19 protein-coding genes and 4 pseudogenes are annotated in these 19263 nt (G+C 64.4%); 10 read left to right on the forward strand and 13 right to left on the reverse strand.

What is annotated here, in order from left to right; translation table 11 throughout:
- Nucleotides 1-606: 606 nt before the first annotated feature.
- Together CDV49_RS11980 and CDV49_RS11985 are read left to right on the forward strand one after the other, a co-directional pair.
- Entirely contained in the window at nucleotides 607-1998 is a 1392-nt protein-coding gene (locus CDV49_RS11980; RefSeq protein ID WP_088215673.1) for an MATE family efflux transporter, read from the forward strand.
- A complete protein-coding gene (locus CDV49_RS11985) occupies nucleotides 1995-2426 on the forward strand; it encodes a glyoxalase superfamily protein (RefSeq protein WP_088215674.1) in 432 nt (143 codons plus the stop codon). The genes CDV49_RS11980 and CDV49_RS11985 overlap by 4 nt, the downstream gene beginning before the upstream one ends.
- 327 nt (nucleotides 2427-2753) lie before the next feature.
- Here the strand turns inward: CDV49_RS11985 and CDV49_RS11990 are convergent, their stop codons facing one another.
- On the reverse strand, nucleotides 2754-3455 hold the full coding sequence (locus CDV49_RS11990; RefSeq protein WP_179209187.1) for a TetR/AcrR family transcriptional regulator: 702 nt from the start codon (nucleotides 3453-3455) through the stop codon (nucleotides 2754-2756).
- Between CDV49_RS11990 and CDV49_RS11995 the strand changes: the two genes are divergently transcribed.
- Nucleotides 3448-3918, forward strand: a complete 471-nt coding sequence (locus tag CDV49_RS11995; RefSeq protein WP_218821959.1) for a cupin domain-containing protein — start codon at nucleotides 3448-3450, stop codon at nucleotides 3916-3918. The two genes, CDV49_RS11990 and CDV49_RS11995, sit on opposite strands and share 8 nt — an antisense overlap.
- 653 nt (nucleotides 3919-4571) lie before the next feature.
- Here the strand turns inward: CDV49_RS11995 and CDV49_RS21100 are convergent.
- The 8 genes and pseudogenes from CDV49_RS21100 to CDV49_RS12035 all read right to left on the reverse strand — a co-directional run.
- Nucleotides 4572-4637: pseudogene (locus CDV49_RS21100) on the reverse strand (ribbon-helix-helix domain-containing protein); the annotation flags it as partial.
- A gap of 18 nt (nucleotides 4638-4655) precedes the next feature.
- Nucleotides 4656-5300 carry an excalibur calcium-binding domain-containing protein gene (locus CDV49_RS12005; protein ID WP_088215675.1) on the reverse strand — a complete coding sequence of 215 codons (645 nt, stop codon included), beginning with the start codon at nucleotides 5298-5300 and terminating at the stop codon, nucleotides 4656-4658.
- Nucleotides 5301-5438: 138 nt separating this feature from the next.
- Nucleotides 5439-5717, reverse strand: a complete 279-nt coding sequence (locus tag CDV49_RS12010; protein ID WP_088215676.1) for an SH3 domain-containing protein — start codon at nucleotides 5715-5717, stop codon at nucleotides 5439-5441.
- A 38-nt stretch (nucleotides 5718-5755) separates the two neighbouring features.
- Nucleotides 5756-6844, reverse strand: a complete 1089-nt coding sequence (locus CDV49_RS12015) for an ATPase, T2SS/T4P/T4SS family (RefSeq protein ID WP_256947322.1) — start codon at nucleotides 6842-6844, stop codon at nucleotides 5756-5758.
- Nucleotides 6841-8154, reverse strand: coding sequence for a TrbI/VirB10 family protein (locus tag CDV49_RS12020; RefSeq protein ID WP_088215677.1), 1314 nt, complete (start codon nucleotides 8152-8154; stop codon nucleotides 6841-6843). The genes CDV49_RS12015 and CDV49_RS12020 overlap by 4 nt, the downstream gene beginning before the upstream one ends.
- Entirely contained in the window at nucleotides 8151-8804 is a 654-nt protein-coding gene (locus CDV49_RS12025; protein ID WP_179209188.1) for a TrbG/VirB9 family P-type conjugative transfer protein, read from the reverse strand. The genes CDV49_RS12020 and CDV49_RS12025 overlap by 4 nt, the downstream gene beginning before the upstream one ends.
- Before the next feature lie 88 nt (nucleotides 8805-8892).
- Nucleotides 8893-9558 carry a virB8 family protein gene (locus tag CDV49_RS12030; RefSeq protein WP_088215679.1) on the reverse strand — a complete coding sequence of 222 codons (666 nt, stop codon included), beginning with the start codon at nucleotides 9556-9558 and terminating at the stop codon, nucleotides 8893-8895.
- A complete protein-coding gene (locus tag CDV49_RS12035) occupies nucleotides 9555-10373 on the reverse strand; it encodes a type IV secretion system protein (protein ID WP_179209189.1) in 819 nt (272 codons plus the stop codon). Before CDV49_RS12035 ends, CDV49_RS12030 begins: the two co-directional genes overlap by 4 nt.
- A gap of 32 nt (nucleotides 10374-10405) precedes the next feature.
- Between CDV49_RS12035 and CDV49_RS12040 the strand changes: the two are divergent.
- Nucleotides 10406-11287 (forward strand): annotated as a pseudogene (locus tag CDV49_RS12040) (transposase); the annotation flags it as partial.
- Between the two features lie 176 nt (nucleotides 11288-11463).
- On the opposite strand, the pseudogene CDV49_RS20240 reads toward CDV49_RS12040, so the two are convergent.
- The 4 genes and pseudogenes from CDV49_RS20240 to CDV49_RS12055 all read right to left on the reverse strand — a co-directional run.
- A pseudogene (locus CDV49_RS20240) lies at nucleotides 11464-11603 on the reverse strand (IS3 family transposase); the annotation flags it as partial.
- Between the two features lie 14 nt (nucleotides 11604-11617).
- Nucleotides 11618-11983: pseudogene (locus tag CDV49_RS12045) on the reverse strand (transposase); the annotation flags it as partial.
- A complete protein-coding gene (locus CDV49_RS12050; RefSeq protein ID WP_143413165.1) occupies nucleotides 11937-12590 on the reverse strand; it encodes a Na+/H+ antiporter NhaC family protein in 654 nt (217 codons plus the stop codon). The gene CDV49_RS12050 and the pseudogene CDV49_RS12045, both read right to left, overlap by 47 nt.
- A gap of 17 nt (nucleotides 12591-12607) precedes the next feature.
- On the reverse strand, nucleotides 12608-12913 hold the full coding sequence (locus CDV49_RS12055) for a hypothetical protein (RefSeq protein ID WP_088215682.1): 306 nt from the start codon (nucleotides 12911-12913) through the stop codon (nucleotides 12608-12610).
- Nucleotides 12914-13347: 434 nt separating this feature from the next.
- On the opposite strand from CDV49_RS12055, the gene CDV49_RS12060 reads away from it, so the two are divergent.
- Genes CDV49_RS12060 through CDV49_RS12085 form a run of 6 tightly spaced genes read left to right on the forward strand, consistent with a single transcriptional unit; the run spans nucleotide 13348 to nucleotide 19240 of the window.
- Nucleotides 13348-14790 (forward strand): 4-hydroxyphenylacetate 3-hydroxylase family protein, encoded by a 1443-nt coding sequence (locus tag CDV49_RS12060; protein ID WP_088215683.1) that lies wholly within the window; start codon nucleotides 13348-13350, stop codon nucleotides 14788-14790.
- A gap of 22 nt (nucleotides 14791-14812) precedes the next feature.
- On the forward strand, nucleotides 14813-15463 hold the full coding sequence (locus tag CDV49_RS12065; RefSeq protein ID WP_088215684.1) for a GntR family transcriptional regulator: 651 nt from the start codon (nucleotides 14813-14815) through the stop codon (nucleotides 15461-15463).
- 39 nt (nucleotides 15464-15502) lie between these two features.
- Complete coding sequence (locus CDV49_RS12070; RefSeq protein ID WP_088215685.1) at nucleotides 15503-16534, forward strand: ABC transporter substrate-binding protein; 1032 nt, start codon at nucleotides 15503-15505, stop codon at nucleotides 16532-16534.
- Nucleotides 16531-17580 (forward strand): ABC transporter ATP-binding protein, encoded by a 1050-nt coding sequence (locus tag CDV49_RS12075; RefSeq protein ID WP_088215686.1) that lies wholly within the window; start codon nucleotides 16531-16533, stop codon nucleotides 17578-17580. Before CDV49_RS12070 ends, CDV49_RS12075 begins: the two co-directional genes overlap by 4 nt.
- The gene (locus tag CDV49_RS12080; RefSeq protein WP_088215687.1) at nucleotides 17577-18452 is read left to right on the forward strand and encodes an ABC transporter permease; all 876 of its coding nucleotides are present in this window, start codon (nucleotides 17577-17579) and stop codon (nucleotides 18450-18452) included. The genes CDV49_RS12075 and CDV49_RS12080 overlap by 4 nt, the downstream gene beginning before the upstream one ends.
- Nucleotides 18449-19240 carry an ABC transporter permease gene (locus tag CDV49_RS12085; RefSeq protein ID WP_088215688.1) on the forward strand — a complete coding sequence of 264 codons (792 nt, stop codon included), beginning with the start codon at nucleotides 18449-18451 and terminating at the stop codon, nucleotides 19238-19240. The genes CDV49_RS12080 and CDV49_RS12085 overlap by 4 nt, the downstream gene beginning before the upstream one ends.
- The last annotated feature ends 23 nt before the right edge of the window (nucleotides 19241-19263 follow it).

The following is a 19263-nucleotide window of genomic DNA, read 5'->3' on the forward strand; positions in this document are numbered from 1 at the left end:
ATAGCAGATATAATCACATAAGAGTTCTCATCTCTAATCCGGCTGGTCCGCCAACCCCGCCGATTTCCTTCTATGGCCCGATATTGCCGCCGATCATCAAGCGCCACCATCCGGTATAGCGAATCGCCGATTTCAGGATATTGTCCGATAATCGGGACCCAGGCCGGCAGCGCGGCAGCTTTCGACAATCAGCGACATCACCGGTTGATCATCGCCGCGGCAAGTCTGCGCGTCCGGTCTCGGGATGCCGCGCTGTGGCGACACCGTAGCCTCAGCCGACCGCTTTGGGCCGCAGACCGGTCACGCGACCCGACGCAGTGCCGCATGACAGCTCGAGCCCTTTGCGCTCTATTGGACTCTGACGTCCCGAAGACCGCCGAAAGATCAGCTTGTCGCGGGTTTCGGAACGCTGTGTCACGACAGCTTTGATTGACGTGGCCGCGCCCCTCACCTATGTCTGGCGACCAAGGTTCCGGCACCTGCCGCCTGCGGCGCAAGCCACGGTGAAGCCCGGATTGAGAAGACACCTCACCCTCGAAGCATTTCGCGCGGTGGGCAATGCAGGCCCCCATTCCACCTTGAAATGCCTCACATGAGGAGTGGGCGATGTCTGCGCGGCACGCTGGCCAACAGGTCAATCCTTTTCTGACCGCCCCTGTCGGGCGGCTGTTTCTGTCGAACGCCGTTCCCATGGCTGTGGTCATGTCGATGGGGGGCGTTCTTAATGTCATTGACGGGATTTTCGTCGGCCGTTTCATCGGATCAGACGCGCTTGCGGCGGTGAGCGTGGCCTTTCCGGTGGCCATGGTGCTCTCGGCGCTGACCACCTTGGCGGGCGGCGGCATGTCGAGCCTGATGGCGCGGTATCTGGGTGCCGGAGATCGCGCCGCCGCCGGGCGCATCTTTGCCCAGGCACATGGGCTGGCGCTGGCGATTTCGGCGGGTCTTTTTGCGCTCTGGGGGATGGCCGGCCCTGCGCTTGTCGATTCCATGGCCGCAGGCAACCCCCGGGTGGCCGGATTGGCGCAGGAATATCTGCGGATCATGATTCTGGGCGCGCCGGTGCAATTGCTGCTTGGCGTCCATGCTGATGCCCTGCGCAACGAGGGGCGGGCCGGGCTGATTGCCGCCCTGTCCGTGCTCGTCAACCTGTTCAATATCGGTGCGAACTGGCTGGGGATCGTGGTGCTGGGCCTCGGGATTTCCGGATCCGCCCTCGGCACGGTTGCGGCCCAAGCTCTCGGGCTGGCGCTGGTGATCGGCATGAGGGGGCGGGACAAGGGGCTGTTGCCGCTCTCCGTTCTGCGCAGGCAAAGCTGGCGGGGCGCGTGGTCGCAGATCGTCCGGCTCGGTCTGCCGCTCTGCCTCAGCCTCATCGGCATCGCCGTGGTCGCCAGTGTCGTGATCCTGTCCCTGCGGCTTTCTACCAGCACGGAATATGATGCTGTGGTTGCCGCTTATGGCGTCGTGACGCGGCTTTTGGGCTTTGCCTTCCTGCCGCAGATGGCGATCGCACTGGCGACACAGAGCATCGCCGGCAACAATGCCGGTGCGGGCAGGACTGACCGGGCGCGGGCCGTGTTGCGGCTGGCGATGGGGACTGCGTTCCCGTGGTGCCTGGCGGTGGCGCTGATCGGGTTCTTTGCGGGAAGGACCCTCGGCCATTGGTTCAGCGACGACCCCGCCGTGATTGCCGCCGTTGCCGCGATCCTGCCAAAGATGCTGCTGCTGTATGCCTCATCCGGCCCGGTGCTTGTCCTGGCGCTGTATTTCCAGGCTCTTGGTCAACCGGGCCGGACTGCGGCACTGACCTTGGTGAAGCCTTGGCTTCTGACGCCGCTGCTTGTCCTCGCGCTTCCAGCCGGCTTCGGAGCATCGGGCATCTGGCTGGCCTTTCCGATCGCGGACGCGATCATGCTTGGTCTGGCCGTGCTGATCGGTCGCAACGTCCTGCGCCCCGCTGGCGCGCGGGCCGTCACCATGGAGGAACGCGCATGACCATTGAGGAGGCAAAGGCACAGGCCAAAGCCCTGCGCGCGGCACTTCTGGCGCAGGGAACCGTGATCAGCCATGCACAGGCGCTGGAGCTGATCGCCCGACAGCAGGGGGCAAGGGATTGGAACACGCTGCACGCCTGGCTGGCCCTGCGCAACGCGCCCGCCGAGCTTGCCCTGAACGACAGGGTGCGCGGGCGCTATCTTGGCCAGCCTTTCACCGGGCAGATCATCGGCCTGTCCGGCCCCGCCAGCCATCGGCAGATCTCGATCCGCTTCGATACGCCGGTCGATGTGGTCAGGTTCGAGAGCTTCTCGAACCTGCGCCGCCAGATCAGGGCCACCATCGACGAACACGGCCGCTCGCATCGTCAGACCTCGGATGGCGAACCGCAGTTGATTGTCGAACAGGACAAGGGCAAGCCGCGCTAGGACAGGAAAGCGGGACTGTTCGGCGCCGAGAGGGCGGAAATGGTAGCGCATGCTGGCTTCGTCCGCATCGCTACCATCGTTGCCGAAACTTTGCTGCGGTTCTGTTCGAACGTTGGCTTCCGGCGACAAGGTCACGCAGCATTGGCCGCTGCCGACCGGAGGCTTTGGGCCGACCCTTCACGGCGGGATGGGCCGGACGCTCCCCCGGAAAAGTTTGACCCGTTTCCCTCTGCAGCCCCTGCTCGGAATCCTCAGCTCTCGCTTGAGCGAATTGCAACAGAGTGGATCATTTCGCAGGTGCGGCAGGAGACCTGACCTGGGGGCTGGCTATTGCGCCAGGTTGATGGCGCATCGGATAAGCCTCGTGACGAGGCGCCTTCGCTCTGCTTCATCACACTCAATTCTTTGCATCGAAACCCAAACCGGGAAATCCGTCAGCGAAAACACAAGCTGAAGCGCCGTGTCCGACAGGGTCTCATCCTTCAAGGCCTCGCGCACAAGCGCAGCAACGCCCGTGTCCACGGCTTGCAGAAACTGGTCCAGTTCCGGGATGAGGTGCCGATCAGCATTTGCCTTGCTGAGCCGGAGCGCCCCACGCCTGTAAAACCCATCCAGTTCATCGACAAGACGCTGGAGCCGATCCTCCAAGCCGTCGAGGCCCAGAAATATCCCGGGTGCCTGTTCGGGGATCGGCGGCGCCATCTCCTGCCAGACATGGGCGCCGCAAGCCGTAACCAGGGAGCCCAATGTGGGAAAGTGCCGGTAGACCGTGGCTGCGCCGATGCCGGCGCGTTTGGCAGCATCCACGAAAGAGGTTGCGGCGACGCCCTGCTCATCGTGCAGCTGCATCGTTGCCGCGATGATGCGCTCGCGGGTTTCGTCCTGGGTCTTGGCCCGCTCGGTCATCCGATAGGCCCGGCGGCTTGCTCGATCTTCCATATTGACGATAACACTATTCCGTGGAAACCTTATTCCGATAAATTGCCCCATCCCGAGGCAGTTGTCCAGCGAGGATCGCGCCATGACCATGCCTGTCCCCACCGCCGCGAATAGGCCCTCAAACGTCGAGGAACGCCGGTTTCTCGGCCTGCCGACCTGGATCAAGGCGGGTCGGGACCTGACCGGCGGCCAGTTCAGCCTTATCGAGCAGATCATCCCGGTCGGGTTCGAGTCGCCGTGGCATGTGCATCATTCCGAGGACGAGGCGTTCTACGTCATCGAGGGGCAGATGTCGGTGATCACCGAAGGGACCAGCACCTTGTTGGAAGCCGGGGGCTTCGCCTTCGGTCCGCGCGGCATTCCGCACGGCTTCCGCATCGAAGGGAAAGGCCCGGCGCGGATTCTGCTGATGACGACGGGAAGCGATTTTGCCGATTTCATCGCCGAGACGAGCACGTTCAGCGACGCTCCCCCGGTGGGCCCCGATATGGCGTTCTTGCTGGCAGCGGCCGAACGGCACAATATCGCGATCCTTGGCCCGTTGTCGCAATAGGACGGTGGGTCTGGTGTTGGCCGTAGAACGGTCCTTGCGGGGGATGCAGCGCTTCTGAGCGCCACACGGGCAAAGGGCCGCTTCGGTCCGCGTTGCCACCACACTTGCGATGGTTTTGCTGCGCAGCGTCTGAAGGACCACTGCGGGAATGCAACCCGGTTGGACTGAGGACCGCACGATCGGCGGCTTAGGGACGCACGAAACGTCACTTGGCGTCTCAGATGCTCTCTTCCCAGTTCCTCCCCCTCGCAAACGCCCGTAACACGGTAAAGCGGCTCTCATCGACCATGAAGGCGATGGCCAGGCGGCGCTCAAATTCGATGATGCGCAGGCCAGCGCGAATATCCGCACGAAGATGTCCGCGCTCCGAACCTATGCGAGCCTCTGACAGAAGGCCTCCACCCGTTCGAGATATGCGAGCGCAAGAACCGGTGATGCCTCATCGGCGATCCAGTCATACAACGCCACGAGATATCCCAGCGGCTTCCGGAGCAAAGGCTACCGGGCGCTTTCATGAGCCGCCAGCCAATGCCTTTGCGTGACGCTCGCGGATGGAAGCGAATACCTTATCCGCGGGAAGCGCCCGTCCCGGATCAGCCTCCACCGCATCATAAACCAGAGCAACCTCCTAGCTCAACGGCGGCACGACGCTTCTAGAGCGCCCGAAGCCCTGCCCGGACAAACTCACTGGCCGAAGCATAGTTGCCGGAGGCGACGAGATCATCGAGCTCCGGCGTTCAGCACCCATATACTTTTCCTCCACTGGCGCTGTAGTAGTAACGCCCTCCGCGCGGCCCCGTGTGGCAAGTCGGCGATGACCGCCTCGGTGCAGTGTAACGAACAGGTTTGGGCTTGTACTTCGCCACGCTGGATTTCAGTGCCTTACCCCATTCGCAGGCATTCCCGTCTCCATCTCCATCGAGACCATGCGGGTCGCGGTGCGGCCCGCCATTCGCGATGAAAAACCGTTGCGCTTCACCAGCAGAAGCAAAATCTGAGCAGTTCTTATCATCGCGCGGGGAGAGAGCAGCACTTGCACCATTCCCCGTCGCGTAGATCGATTTGCCGACCGTTGCGGCTGTTCTCGCCCCTACAAAGGAGCTGCTGCCATAGGCCGTGTTACATTGAAGCGCCCCGCGCGCGCCGAGTTCAACCTCAATCGCCAGAAGATTGGCTCCGCTTGCTGAAACATGGGAGCTGCAAAGGGTAGACGTCGATTGGGTACTAAATACCTGAACTTGTGTCGACGGGGAGACCCCGCATGCAGATACAAAAAAACTGACTGTGAATGCCGTGATCAGCGCTCTATTCAACTTGAAATCTACCTTAAAAATACCGATTCTAAGGAAGACTTTGCCTCGGAGTTCAATAGGCCTTTGCATATTCGGTTTTGCCAGCGGGCTGCCTAAACATGAACTGCTCCTCCGACCCGATTAGAACCGCTGCATTGTGGACGAATGGCCGGTTTGGCGAATGACGCAATGCGGCACATGGGTATCTCGAATGACCGAAAAGGCCGGTCAGCGTTGCGCCAGATACTCCGCTGAAACGTAGCCAGAGAGGGCAGGCCTGTCGGTGAGCGAAACTCTGCACCAGACCTTCCCGTTAGTCTTCACGCAGCTCTGGCGGGTGAGACGCGTTCCGTCGGGAAGGCCGACTATGATGCTGTGGTTGAGGCCAGGGCCTTCACGAAGCTTCAGGAGATCGTCTGGCCCGACGCCCGTCACCACTGCAGCGGAACCCACGGCGCATCCTGCGGCGCACATGAGAGTGAGAAGAGCAGCAAAATGAGTTCGCATTCCCTGACCTGAATCGTTTTGCCATCACTACGACACCATCATCCTGGATGACAGCCGGCAGGTGCCGGACGCGGATAAGGGGTTGCACAAGCCCAGCCTTCGAGCGTCGGTTCCGTCTCGTAGAGCTCTGGGCTCGGTGCCGAGCAGATCTCCACCACGCCCCGCCTGCCTTCCTGGCGCCCGAGCTGCACGACGACGTCAATTGACTGCCGGCAGTACCGGACGACGCTCTCGTAGGGCATGGCGATGCCGGTAGATAGCACCATGAGGGCCAGCCGTTCGATCGCTCGCGCCGCGGTTTCCGCGTGCAGCGTGGTGAAAGAGCCGCCATGGCCGGTATTGATGGCCTCCAGAAAGGTCTTCGCCTCACCTGCCCGGAGCTCGCCGAGGATGATCCGGTCCGGCCGCATCCGGAGGGTGGATTGCAACAGCAGATCGGAAGACCGAGCCGATCCGTCCTTGCGCTCGCAGATCAGTTGCACAGAGTTCGGTTGCGGTGCATGGATTTCGGCGGAATCCTCCACGGTCAGAACGCGCTCGCGCGGATCGACGAGGCCGAGCAGCGCGCGGGCGAAGGTGGTCTTGCCGCTGGAGGTACCCCCGGAGATCGGGATGTTGAGGCGCGCATCGATGCAGCGCTGCCAAGCTGCCGCCATCTCGCCACCGGCAATCAGGTCGCGCACCGCCTGCGCCTCGCTGGCCCGCCGGCTTTCGAGATCGACCAACTCGCCGTGCAGAAGCCCAATGTCTGCGATCGCCATGCTGCTCTGGACGTACTTTCGCAGGCTGATCGCCGGACCGCCCAGGACAGCCGGCGGCCCCACCACCTGCGCCCGGAGGTTCTGCCCCCGGACCTTCACCGCGGTGGAGATGATCGGCGCCTTGTCCGAGAAGGCGGCCTGGGCCTCCGCGCAGATGGCGCGCGCCAGCCGCTCCTGCACGGGCGCATCCAGTCTCACCCCGGCCGGTTCCATATGCGGCTGCCCGAGCCGCTCGAGGAAAACCGCCCCGTCGGGGTTGATGGCCAGCTCGACCACCCGCTCATCCTGCAGCGCCGCCCCGAGACGGGAAAGATATTCCTCCAGGAAACTTCCCGCGCCAGCACTGTCCACCTCGGCCACGCTCACCGCAGAACCTCAATGTCCTTGTTGACGATCACCGTCACCGCCCCCTGCCGGACATTGATGATCGGCGGCAGGGTCATGTACTGGCTGACGGTCGGCGCCAGCGCGGTCACCAGGCTCTGGCCCATATCGGTGACGGCATCCTCTTCGGTGTCGGACCGGGCGTTCTCGGCCAGAAGCGCCGGGCCGATGCCGATGAGGGAGATCAGCGCCGCGGCGGCGAAGCGGGTGCCCCAGCGGCTGTCGACGCGCCCCGTCACCCCGGAGCGGCCGAGTTGATCGGCGCCGAAGCTTTCCAGTTCGATGGAGACGCCGTCGGGGGTTAGGATCCGCGACCAGGCCACCTGAATCCGGCGCTCGCCGATGCCCTGCGCGATCTGGTATTCGCCGAAGAGCCGGGCACCCGGCGGCACGAGGATGCGGCTGCCATCCATGCTTTCCACCGGAGTGTTGACCGTGGCGACGATCTGGCCCGGCAGGTTGGAGGCCAGCGCGGTGTCGAGCGTGGCGCGGATGATGGTGCCTTGCGAGAGGGTGATGCCGGGATTGGCGAGGATCCCGGACTGCGCGACATTGACCGGCCGCGCGCGATCGACGAAGGCGCGGCCGCGCTCATCGATGCCGGGGTCGCGACGCGAACCATCAGGATTATAGAGGGTCGCCGAGGCCGTCTGGTTATCCAATGGCCCATCGCTGGGTTGTCCCGGCTTTCCCTGATCGAAGACGATGCTCTTCGATGTCATCTGCTTGGCACGGGTCTCTGCGATCAATGCCTGACCCTCCGCTTGCTTGAGCCTCGCCTCATCCGCCGCCCGCGCGGCGGCAAGCCGCGCCTCCAGTTCCGCGGCGGCGGTCTCGCGCGCAGCCTCCCCCTCCTGCCGGGATCGCTCCAGATCGGCCTGCAGGCCATCCAGCCGGCCGTTCAGCCGATGCAATTCTTCCGCCAGCCCACTTCGCACCCCGCTTCCGGCCGCAAGTTCCGATCGCAGCCGATCGACCTCATCCTGCAAAGGATTGGGAGAGGGGACGGAGGTTTCCGGTGCAGGATCCCTGAGGCGCGTGAACAGGTCCGCATCCAGATTGGGAAACGGGCTCTCGCGCGGCCCGGCGCGGCCGCCCTGGAATTCATCGGCGGTGGAGGTGTCGAGCGGGTGCGGAGCCTCTTCGTCCCCGGCGGTCATCACCACATAGCCAAGCCCAAGGGCGCCGAGAACGATGGCTGCCGTTCCGGTCTTTCCGCGCCCGACTGCACGGTGGAACCTGCGGGCTGGCGGCTTCTCTTCGCCGCCAAAGCTGAACTTCTCGCCACTCATCGCCAGTGCGCCTCCCGCAGGGCGAGCGCCTGGACCAGTTGCGGATCGCGGATCGGCGTGCCTTGCACACGGCGAATGCAGATCACCTCGTCGCCATGCCGCAGGGTGAACTCGTGGCCCAACCCGCGCACCCGGACGACATTGCCCCGTGTGGTTGGATTGACGGAGCGCTCCTTTCCGGCGCCATCGACGCCGAAGATGGAGGGCACGGTTGCTCCGGCGAATTCGAAGAAGGTCGCCTCGCCATTGTTCCAGACCCTCAGGGGACGGATGTCGGCGGCCTGCCCTTTCCACTGATAAGCGACGTCGCGCGCGCGGAGCAGGTCGGGAGCGGCGCTTGTCGCGGCGCGCCGCGTTTCCCCTGGATAAACGAAGCTCACCCGGAACGGCGGCCGGCCGGTGCCCTCGGAGAGGAAGAAGCTGTAGGTCCGCCGGTCGGTGTAGACCGTCATGTTGGTCGCAGCCTGCCCGATCAGCGGCTTGATCGAGATGACATTCCCGGAACTCAGCACGTCGATCTCATAGCTTTCGGAATCGCCCACCAGCACCGAGCGGATCGCCTCGCCGCGGGCAAATTCGACGGCGGTATTGGTCACGAGGCCGGTGTTGATACGCACCACGTCCGTGTCGTGGAAGGAGACGGTCTGCACCCGCGCATCGGGCCCCGCCCGGGCGGGCAGACGTTCGGCATGGGCGGCAGGGCGGTGACGGCCGCAAGGATCAGGGCAACGGCACGGTTCATCGTCTGGTCCCTTCCAGGGTTTCCGCCGTCACCGCATAGTTCCGCACGCTGAACCCCAGCGGGTTTTCCCAGACCAGTTCCAGCGTGCGCTCGCGCCGCGGGGCGAAGTCGAATTCCACCGTGGCGATGAAGGGCGCCGCGGTTTCCGTGCCATTGCGCAGGAGGGTTTTCACGAGGCGGACCTGAGCGACACTAGGCGACAGGAAGCTGATCGCCCGGACTTTCACATTCACCACCGCACCTTCCCCATAAATGGCGGGCGGATAGTCGGGATTGCCGGAGGCGGTCCAGAGCCGCACCAGGCTTTCTCGCGCCTGCCCGGAGGATCGACGCTGCACGCTTTCCAGCCGCTGCTGGATGCCTTGGCGGATGAAGCCTTCGCGATCGGTGACATAGGCGACCAGCAGCGCCTCCTTCACGGCGCGATCCTCGGCCAGCGTCATCGGCGCCACTTCCACGATCCGCTCCGCCTGACCCGTCGTCTTGTCGACGAGCACGGTGAACACCTCCGACGACTTCAGCGGCAACATCACCACCAGTGCGACGGTCAGCAGCAGGCTGAGACCGCCGAAGGTGGCTGCGGTGGCCCAGGCGATCTTCGCTTGGCGCCGGGGGCCGAGGATCAACTCGGCCTCGAATGCATCGAGGGGGACCCTGGTCATTTGGCGGACGCCTTCCGGCTTTCCGCCGCCGAGAGACCGCGCGCAACCGCCGCCGCGCCGGCCGCAGGCGTTCCCGCCGCCGCGGCGGCGGGGGCGACGACATAGCTGGCGAAGGCTTTCGACACCGAGGCGCCGGCCTTTACCATGCCGACCACTCTCGCGCCGCCGTCCCGCGCGCCTCCCGGCAGACCTTTCGCATTGGCATAGGCGTTGGCGGCCACGGCGCCGACTGCGACCATGGTCTGGCCGAAGGATCCCGCCATCGACGGCACCTGCAGCAGCATGCCGGTTCCGACCATCGCCACGACGACGAAGGAGATCGCCTCCCCCAGCGTAGAGATGCCGGTCAGCGACCCCGGCGCGGCGAAATCGAACAGGACCAGCACGACGCCCGACACCGCGGTCACCAAGAGCGGGATGAACGAGAAGGTGATCGCCTGCTTCACCCAGGCTTTGAAGATCGGCAGCGTTGGGGGGAAGAGCGCGCAGGCGATCATGGCCGACGCGATCACGCCGAAGATGGCAATGCCGATCTTGGCAATGCCAAGCACGAACACCGCGACGGTCGCCATGAGGGCGGCAATAAGAAAGATCACTAGCGCCGAGATGGCTCCGCTCACATAGCCGCCGCTCTCGGCGATGCTGTTGGAGACGTCGAGCACCTTGCCGTACACGCCATCCAGACCCTCGTAGAGGTTGCCCTCATGCTCGACGCCCAGCCCCGCGAGCAAGGCCGAGCCGATTTCGGCGGGCGTATTGGTCAAGGCATCATAGACCAGGGAAAAATTGGCCCATTTGCCGAAGAAGGTCGTCACCAGCCCAATCCTGATGCCGGTCATCAGCACTTGGCACGAACGACATTCAGGAGTTGTCAAAGACCCATGATGCCGTCTCGCGGGCCAAGACCGAGTTGTGGCAACGCATTCTGACACACTACCTGCCGCTCTACTTCCCGGAAGCCGACCGCTTCCACCGCAGCTCTCGGACGGACTGGTTCCTGGCCTTCCTCGAGATGTTCCCACATGATCTCGGCGCTGACCAAGGAGGAGTTCACCAAGGCCGCTTGGGAGGTAGTCGGGCGCAAGGTCGAGAAGACCCTTATATTGTCAGATATTTATGAGACGGCAAAGGTATCGGCAGGATTGCCGGTATCGCCGGGTTGGGACGCCATCCGCATGTTTCGCATGAGGCTGGCCGAAGGGCGAAGCCTGATCCGGCAACGCAATGCCATTGAGGAGCGCGCCGTCGAACTGCTGAGTGATCAGCCCGACTACCAGCTGTTGTGCAGCATACCCGGCATCGGACCGATCAACGCCCTGACCACCCTGGCAGAGACGGGAGACCTGCGCCGGTTCCGCCATCTCCGGCAGTTTCTGAAGTTCTGCGGTATGGACCTCGCGACCGTTCAGTCCGGTATGTTCCGCAGCCGGAGCAAGATCTCCAAATATGGCAATGCCCGCCAGCGCCGCACGTTGTGGCTGGCAGGGCAAGCGGCGGTGCTGAAGAAAGCCACAGCTTCAAAGACCGGCAAAACCCGGATATTCGGCGCAAAGCCTATATTGCCATCGCTGCAAAGATGGCCCGCACCATTCACGCCGTTATCAAATCCGGTGAACCCTATCGCCCCTTCTTCGAGGGGACGAGCCCAGGGGCGGAAGGACCTCTCTCTCAAAGGGCCGTGGAGGCGCGTGACGCGACCTCGTATATAATGTTCGGGCCTTCCGCTTGAGACTTCGGAGCTCGTCTTAAGGACGGTGAGGGCGGCAACCAGGCCGACCCTGTATTTGCTAGGGGAGACCACTTCTTGACGTAGAGCCCGCCTGGGCAACTATTCTTAAGGCACCGGGTCGCTCGGATGCCCCGTGATCTGACGCCCGAAACCGCGTCTCCTTCCCGAGCTAGGACGTTGTCGACTCTGATTGCCAATCGCTTGCCGCGCCATTCGATGATCTGGTTCAGGGACCGGACCACGCGTTCGGCGGGCAGCGAGAAGTCGACCTCAATGCCAGGCCTTCGCGGTTGAAGTCGTCCAGCACGTTCAGAAGTCAGAGGCGGCGGTCATCGCCTGCACCAACTCGTCCAAGCGGCGGGTCGGCACGCCACCGATCCAGGCTTCCTGGATCACCGCGACGAGCGCCCGCTCCGAGGTTTGCCGGGCTTCGAGGAAGCCGGGGAAGTAGCTGCCTTGCCTGAGCTTCGGCACCCGCAGGTTCAAGGTGCCCCAACGGGTATCGAGCGCGCGCTCTCGATACCCGTTGCGCCAGGGCGTGCGTTCACCGCTGCGTTCATGCCGACCGGCGCCAATCAAGCCGTCGACATCACTCTCCATGATCAACTGAAGGACCGCCTCCGCAATGCCGCGCAGAAAGTCACCCTGATCATGCCTGGCCAGCAACTCGGACAGCTCCATGTTGGTCTTGGTCATCGGGGTCTGCGTAAGTGTCGTGGTTGAAGCATCGAAACTTCACCTCGACCATACACCTCGATGGCCACACGGGATTACACCGGCGACGGCGCAGGTCCGGCGCTATCAGCACCGCAAGGATGCCGGCGGCAATCGCGCCGGCGAAGATGGTGGCGAAGGGCGGCAGCCGCAGCAGCGCCAGCCCGATCACCACGGCAAGCGGCAGGAACAGCAGGGGCGACATGCGCACCACGCTGCTGATCGCGACGATCTCGCCCGCCACATCCGCGTCTCCCGGCCCACCCAGCAGCCAGAAGACGATTAGCTCCACGGCGAGCGCGCCGAAGGAATTCGGCAGCGTCTCCCGCACGTGGTCATACAGATTGGCCCCGCCCGTCGCCGCGGCGAGGTTGGCGGAATCCGACAGGGGAGGCGTGTCGCCGAAATAGGCGCCCGAGATGATCGCCCACGCCCCGATCGTGGGATCGAGGCCCAGGCTGATCGCAATGCCCATCAGCCCGACACCCAGCGTGCCGACCACCGTCCAGGAACTGCCGATGGCAAAGGACACCACCGCGCAAAGCGCCGTCGCCGTCACGTAGAAGAAGGCGGGGTCGAAAAGTTTCATCCCGTAGTAGACCATCGTCAGCAGCGTGCCGCTGAGCGCCCATGTGCCGATCGCGCCCCCACGGCAAACAGGATGAAGATCGCACCCAGACCGGCGGCCACGCTTTCCATCGCGGCGCGGGACAGCGACTCCAGTGAATGCCCGCGCCCGACCGCCATCGCCACGGCAACCATCGTTGCCACGATCAGCGCGACCTGCTTCGGCCCCTCAGCACCGGCATCACCGAACAGCCGGAACGACAGCATGACCAGAATGATCAGCGCGGCGACTGGCACCAGCGCCCCGAACAGGCCGGGAGGGTGGGGTGGAGCGGGTTCGGTCATCGCGGCCTTCCGATCTGATGCCCGCTGGCATGGCTTGCGGTCTCACGTCCGGCGGAGGACTGCGCTGCGCCAGTCTTGCGCGATCGGGCGGGTTCGGTAAAGCGGTCTCAATCCCTGCGACATCCGCGCCCGGCGGCGGCGCCATCTTCGCCGGACATGTCCCACCTTCGGCTGTGTTTTGGCAAAGTGGGATCGTTGTCTGAGCGCGGGTGCTGCCCCTCGCTTCCATCCGCACCGTGTGCGGTGTCATGACGACAATCATTGCGCCGTTGTGAGCCTAAGGCGCGTTATTTCATCATATACGCATATAATGGCTAATTTATTGGGCGAAATACGCGCCGACTCCTGGATCGTGCCCGCCGTTTCACTCTGCATCTTGAATTTTGTATACAGGATGCAGAATAACGGCGACAGGATTCGAAGAGGTACGACGCATGGCTCTTATGACAGCCGAAGAATATCGCGAGAGCCTTCGGGACGGGCGGCAGGTCTGGGTTTCCGGCGAGAAGGTGGAGGATGTCACCACGCATCCGGCGCTGAAGCCGATGGTGGATGCGATCGCCCGCATCTACGACATGCACCATGATCCGAAGACCCGCGATCTGATGACCTATACGCGCCCTGACGGCACGATCGGCGCGCGGACCTACCAGATACCCACCACCAAGGAGGAGTTGCGCGCCCGTCGCCTGATGACTTCCGCGATCCTCGATGACATCAGCCCGACCATCGACCGCTTCGGCGACGAGACGGTAACGCCGCTGTTCGTTCTGGCCAACCGCAAGGAGATGCTCGACAAATACGACGAGCGTTACCACAAGAACGCCCTTGCCTGGATCGAGCGTCTCCAGAGCGAGAACCTGTTCATGACCTCGGGCAACACCGACGTGAAGGGCGACCGCTCCAAGCAGCCGTGGCAACAGGACGACCTCGACATGAACACTCGGGTGGTGGCCGAGACCGAGGAAGGCATCATCCTGCGCGGCGCGAAGTTCGAAACCGGCGCGCCCTACGGCCACGTTGCCTTCATTAAGCCGACAGTCGGCTACTGGTGCGAGGAAAGCCGCGATTTCGCCATCGCCTGCGTGCTGAAGCTGAACGCGCCCGGCGTGCGCCACATCTGCCGGCGCCGTCTGTCGGGGAACAACACGGACCTGAACGTGTTCGAAAACCCGCTTGGCGCGCGGTTCGATGAACTGGACACGCTGATCGTCTTTGACGACGTGCTAATCCCCTGGGAAGACGTGCTGATCTGCCGCCACCACGAACTGGCCGCCTACATCCGGTCGGATTTCTCGCGCTGGTCGGCGCAGGCCTTCCTGGTCCGGAGCCAGGCGAAGGCGGAGCTTCTGGTGGGCGCCGCGCTGCTGAACGCGGAGCAGTCGGGCACGCTGAACATCCCGCCGGTGCGTTCGAAGATCGCCCAGCTGATGGCCTACAAGGCGACGATCGACGGCTTCCTGCTGGGCGCGGAAGAGGCCTGCCAGCCGACGGAATCCGGCTTCGTCATGCCGAACCAGCAGATCCAGAACGCTGGCCGGGTCTACTGCTCCATGAACTATCCCAAGATGATCGACCTGCTGCGCGATCTGGTTGGCGGCACGCCGGTCATGCTGCCGGACGAGGCGATGCTGCGGTCCCCCGAAACCGGGCCGGACATCGAGAAGTTCTTCCGCGTCGGCAATGTCGATGCCGAAACCCGGCTGCGCGTCATGTCGCTGATCCACGATCTGACGGCCTCCAGCTATGCCGGCCGCGCGACTTCCTATTCGATGTTTGCGGAGACCCCCGTCTTTGCGCAAGAAGGGGCGCTCTTTGCAGCGTTCGACAAGAAGAAGGCGGTCAATCGCGCGCGCGAGATGGCGGGATTGGCCTGACACAAATCGAAGGGACACCCGCATGACCGACAGCTGGCTCATACCCACGGCGAAAAGCACCCGCGACCTCGTGTTCGACATGTTGCGCGACCGCATCCTGAGCGGTGAGCTGCGCCACGGCGAGAAGCTGTCGGAGGTTCCGCTGGCCGAGCGTTTGGGTGTCTCGCGCACTCCGCTGCGCGAAGCGCTGGCCCGGCTGACGGCCGCGGGTTACCTACAGCCGGCGGAAAGCACCGGGCTGGTGGTGGTCGATCCGTTCCAGAACCTGGACGAACTGATCATCCGCCGCGCGGCACTGGACGCGGTGGCCGCGCATCTGGCCGCGCGCCGGGCAAGCGATGCGCAGCTCGCCGCCCTGATGGCGATCACCGAACAATACCGGCGCACCGATCCGCTGGACCTGGCCGAACGGCGCGGCCTGAACCACAGGTTCCACGCGGCGATCACCACTGCTGCCAATTCCCACCAGGTCGCCCGGGAGGCCGAGCATTTCCAGCTGTTCTTCGCTTCCGACCGGCTGATGCAGGCGCTGACGCCCGACGAGACGGAGGGGGCGATCCGCGATCACATGCTGATCGCCGAAGCGATCCGCGCCCGCGATCCCTTCGAAGCGGAACGCCTGGCCCGGGAGCATATCTACGGCGCCTATCGCCGGTACCTGTCACCGGAATGACCCGGCCAGCGTCAAGAACGTCCAACAAGGAGACCCGCAATGATACGTCACACCCTGACTCGGCGCCGGATGCTGGGCCAATTCGCGGCCGGAACCGCGCTTGCCGTGGCCGCGCCGCGCATCGCCTTCGCCGCGGAGAAGGAGATCAGCGTCCAGATCTGGGGTTCCACCTGGACGGGCTCGGTGTCCAGGGTCGCGGCGCTGTTCGAGGAGCGGGAAGGCATCAAGGTGAACCTTGTCACCCAGTCCTCCGCCGGCGAGGGTCTGGTGAAGCTTCAGTCGATGCGCGCCAAGCCCGCCGTGGACGTGTGGTTCACCACCTCCGCGCTGGCCGCCCGCGCGCAGCAGGACGAAGGGCTGTTCCTGCCGCTGCCCTATGACCGGATCCCGGCCGCCGCGGCGATCGAGGCAACCGCTCGGTCCAGTCACTGGGCGGGGCTCTACTCCTACCCGATGGGCATCGCCTACCTGACCCACGAGGTGGACGAGCCGATCACCGCGTGGGAAGATCTCTGGGAAGATCGCTTCGCCCAGTCCATCTGCGCGCCAGCCATGGGGCAATATCAGGGGCGCATGCTGGCGATCGCGGCGATGATCAACGGTGGCGACCTGACCAACGTCGATCCCGGCTTCGCGGCGCTGAAGCAGCTCAGGGGCAATGTCGTCTCCTGGTATTCCTCCGACACGACGGCGCGGAAGGGCATCGCGCAGGGCGAGTATTCCGTGCTGGTGACCCCGCCCGCCGGCTACAAGATGCTGCTGGACAACGGTATCGCGGCGACCTTCGTGGCGCCGAAGCCCGCGCCGATGACCTATGACGCGATGATGCTGGTCAACACGCCCCGGCAGGAGGCCGCAGCGCGGTTCATCGACTTCTGCCTGACGGAGGAGATCCAGAACCTGGTGGCCCAGGCGCAGGGCATGGGCGCTGTGCATCCCGCCGCCCGCTCTACCGACGAGATCCAGGCCGTGCTGCCCAAGCCGGAGGATCGCGTCGGACTCGACGAGACGCTGATCAACGCGAAGATCGGCGACTGGAACGAGCGCTTCAACCGGGAAGTCGTCTCGTGAGTGACGTCGATGGCCTGCACGTGCGCGGTGTCGTCAAGAAGTTCGGCGACATGGTGGCGCTCCGCGATGTGACCTTCGGGTTGAAACGCGGCGAACTTCTGACCCTTCTGGGGCCTTCGGGCTGTGGCAAGACCACGCTGCTGCGCGCCATCGGCGGTTTTGTCGACATCCATGCCGGCAACATCCTTGTGGAGGGCGCCGACATCGGAGCGCTCCCGCCTGAAAGGCGGCCTACGGCGACGGTTTTTCAGGGCTACGCGCTGTTTCCCCACATGACGGTGGCGGAGAACGTCGCCTACGGGCTGCGCCTGCGCAGGGTGCCCAAGGCGGACCTGACCGCCCGTGTGGCCCGCGCGCTGGACTCGGTGCAGCTGTCGCATCTGTCGGACCGGATGCCCAGCCAGCTTTCCGGCGGCCAGCAGCAACGAGTGGCGCTGGCGCGCTGCTTCGTGATCGAACCGCGCGTCCTGCTGATGGACGAACCCTTCTCCGCGCTGGATCGCAACCTGCGCGAGGAGATGCAGGTCGATTTGCGCAAGCTGCAACAGCGGCTCGGCATCACCACGGTCGTGGTCACCCACGATCAGGAGGAAGCCTACATCCTGTCGGACCGGGTGGCGATCATGAAGTCCGGCGTGCTGCATCAGTTCGACACGCCGGACGGCATCTATGACCGGCCGGCTACACGGTTCGTGGCAGATTTCACCGCTATGACCAACCTGCTATCCGGTCGTCTGGACGGCAACATGTTCCATGCCGACGGGATCGGCGCCTTTCCCGCGCCGCAGGGCATCCGACCGGGCGACCTGCTGGGCCTGCGCCCCGAGGCGCTTAAGCTGCTGCCCGCCGACGATCCCCGCGCCCTTGTCCGGGGTCAGGTCAACTTCGCCGTCATGACCGGGGCGAACGCGTCGGTCGAGGTGTCGTTCGGCGATGCGGCGACGCTGAAGGTGGTGGCGCCGCGCCTGCCCGCGCCGCCGAAGGCCGGCGACAGGGTGGGGATCGCCATCTCTCCCCGCGGCAGAGCGACCCGGGTTCCGGTATGAGGCGGATCCCCTGGACAGCCGCGCCCGGCTTCGTCATCCTCGCCATCCTGCTCGGCGCCTATGGCGCGTTCTTTGCCACCGGCTTCCTTACGCAGATACCGGGCACCGCCCAGCTTTCCGGCCCGCCCTCCTTCGACAACTACATCCGCTTCCTGACGGATGAGGGGCAGATCGGCCTGTTCGGCTACACCTTCGTCTTCGCGATCGTGGTGTCGGCGATCACCGTGGTGATCGGCTATCCGCTGGCCTATTTCCTCGCGCGCTCCGAAAACCGGCGCCTGCGGCTGCTGATCCTCGGCGTGCTGATCGCCACCTTCATGTCCGGCACCGTGACGCGGGCCTACGGCTGGATGGTGCTGCTGGGCAACAAGGGTCTCCTCAATCAGCTCCTGCTTCAGCTTGGTCTGATCGACCGGCCGCTGCGCATCGTCTACCGCGATACCGGGGTGGCCATCGCGCTGATCCATTTCATCCTGCCGTTCTTCGTCATGACGGTGGTGGGGGCGCTGCGCAACCTGCCGCGCGGGGTGGAGGAGTCCTCCCGCGACCTCGGGGCCGGTCCGCTGCGCACCTTCTGGAAGGTGACGCTGCCGCTGTCGCTGCCGGCCATCGCCGAAGGTCTTGCGCTGGCGCTTGCCCTGTCGCTGTCGGCCTTCCTGTTCCCGCTCATGCTGGGCGGCGGCCGGGTGCGCATGGTGGCGAACTACATCTACGAACAGATCTTCGTCTCCTTCGACATGGCTTTCGCCGCGGTGGTCTCCATCGTGTTCCTCGTCATGGCCATGCTGACGCTGGTCGCCATGACCAAGGGGCAGAAGCTGCTGATGGCCTATATCTCGGGCCGCTTCGCGCATCGGGGGGCTGCGGCATGAAGACGGGACTTTTCGGCAAGGTCATGTGGACGATCTACATGGTCGCGATCATGGGCTTCCTGCTCGCGCCGCTCGTGTTCGTCGTCTACTACTCCTTCCTGCCCACGGCATTCTTCAAACTGGAATGGCAGGGCGTCTCGCTGCGCTGGTATCAGGCCTTCTTCACGTCGGACGTGTTCATGCCGGCGCTGCGGCACACGCTCCTGATAGCGGCGCTGGTCGTGCCGGTGACGCTGCTGGTCGCACTGCCCACCACGCATCTGGTTGCCTCCGGCCACGTCCGCTGGCTGGGGCAGGCGCTGACCGTGCCGGTCGTGGTGCCGGGGGTGGTGACGGGGATCGCGCTGATGGGCTTCTTCGCGCTGCTCAGCGTGGAAAATGCGCTCCTGAGGCTGGTGATCGGGCTCACGCTCTACTGCCTGCCCTTCACCATGCGGGCGCTGAACGCGGTCTATTCCGGGCTTGACCGCCGGCCGGAGGAGGCGGCGCGCGACCTGGGCGCCGGCCCGGCCCGCACCTACCTCACCGTGACCCTGCCGCAGCTCAAGGCCGGGATCCTGTCGGGTGCGATCCTGGCCTTCGTCGAGGCGGTGGACAACTTCTCCATCGCGGTCTTCATGGCGGATACGGCGACCAAGACCCTGCCCATCGCCGCCTACGACCACATCCGCGACTTCGACGACCCGACCGTGGCGGCGATGTCCACCCTGCTGATCGTGCTGGCCTTCGTGCTGGTCTTCGTCCTGGAGAAGACGGTCGGGCTGGAGCGGATGATCCGGGACAAATGAACATGAACGTCAAGGAGGAGAGC

It is taken from the genome of Haematobacter genomosp. 1 (assembly GCF_002196855.1).
Taxonomy (GTDB): domain Bacteria; phylum Pseudomonadota; class Alphaproteobacteria; order Rhodobacterales; family Rhodobacteraceae; genus Haematobacter.

What these genes read in the sequence shown, in the direction of transcription:
- CDV49_RS11985 (WP_088215674.1), top strand. Translation starts at nt 1,995, where the DNA reads ATGACCATTGAGGAGGCAAAGGCACAGGCCAAAGCCCTGCGCGCGGCA.
- CDV49_RS12010 (WP_088215676.1), bottom strand. Translation starts at nt 5,717, where the DNA reads ATGCGAACTCATTTTGCTGCTCTTCTCACTCTCATGTGCGCCGCAGGA.
- CDV49_RS12030 (WP_088215679.1), bottom strand. Translation starts at nt 9,558, where the DNA reads ATGACCAGGGTCCCCCTCGATGCATTCGAGGCCGAGTTGATCCTCGGC.
- CDV49_RS12085 (WP_088215688.1), top strand. Translation starts at nt 18,449, where the DNA reads ATGAAGACGGGACTTTTCGGCAAGGTCATGTGGACGATCTACATGGTC.
- CDV49_RS12050 (WP_143413165.1), bottom strand. Translation starts at nt 12,590, where the DNA reads ATGAAACTTTTCGACCCCGCCTTCTTCTACGTGACGGCGACGGCGCTT.
- CDV49_RS12005 (WP_088215675.1), bottom strand. Translation starts at nt 5,300, where the DNA reads ATGCAAAGGCCTATTGAACTCCGAGGCAAAGTCTTCCTTAGAATCGGT.
- CDV49_RS11990 (WP_179209187.1), bottom strand. Translation starts at nt 3,455, where the DNA reads ATGGTCATGGCGCGATCCTCGCTGGACAACTGCCTCGGGATGGGGCAA.
- CDV49_RS12020 (WP_088215677.1), bottom strand. Translation starts at nt 8,154, where the DNA reads ATGAGTGGCGAGAAGTTCAGCTTTGGCGGCGAAGAGAAGCCGCCAGCC.
- CDV49_RS12080 (WP_088215687.1), top strand. Translation starts at nt 17,577, where the DNA reads ATGAGGCGGATCCCCTGGACAGCCGCGCCCGGCTTCGTCATCCTCGCC.
- CDV49_RS12065 (WP_088215684.1), top strand. Translation starts at nt 14,813, where the DNA reads ATGACCGACAGCTGGCTCATACCCACGGCGAAAAGCACCCGCGACCTC.
- CDV49_RS12070 (WP_088215685.1), top strand. Translation starts at nt 15,503, where the DNA reads ATGATACGTCACACCCTGACTCGGCGCCGGATGCTGGGCCAATTCGCG.
- CDV49_RS11980 (WP_088215673.1), top strand. Translation starts at nt 607, where the DNA reads ATGTCTGCGCGGCACGCTGGCCAACAGGTCAATCCTTTTCTGACCGCC.
- CDV49_RS12060 (WP_088215683.1), top strand. Translation starts at nt 13,348, where the DNA reads ATGGCTCTTATGACAGCCGAAGAATATCGCGAGAGCCTTCGGGACGGG.
- CDV49_RS12055 (WP_088215682.1), bottom strand. Translation starts at nt 12,913, where the DNA reads ATGACCGAACCCGCTCCACCCCACCCTCCCGGCCTGTTCGGGGCGCTG.
- CDV49_RS11995 (WP_218821959.1), top strand. Translation starts at nt 3,448, where the DNA reads ATGACCATGCCTGTCCCCACCGCCGCGAATAGGCCCTCAAACGTCGAG.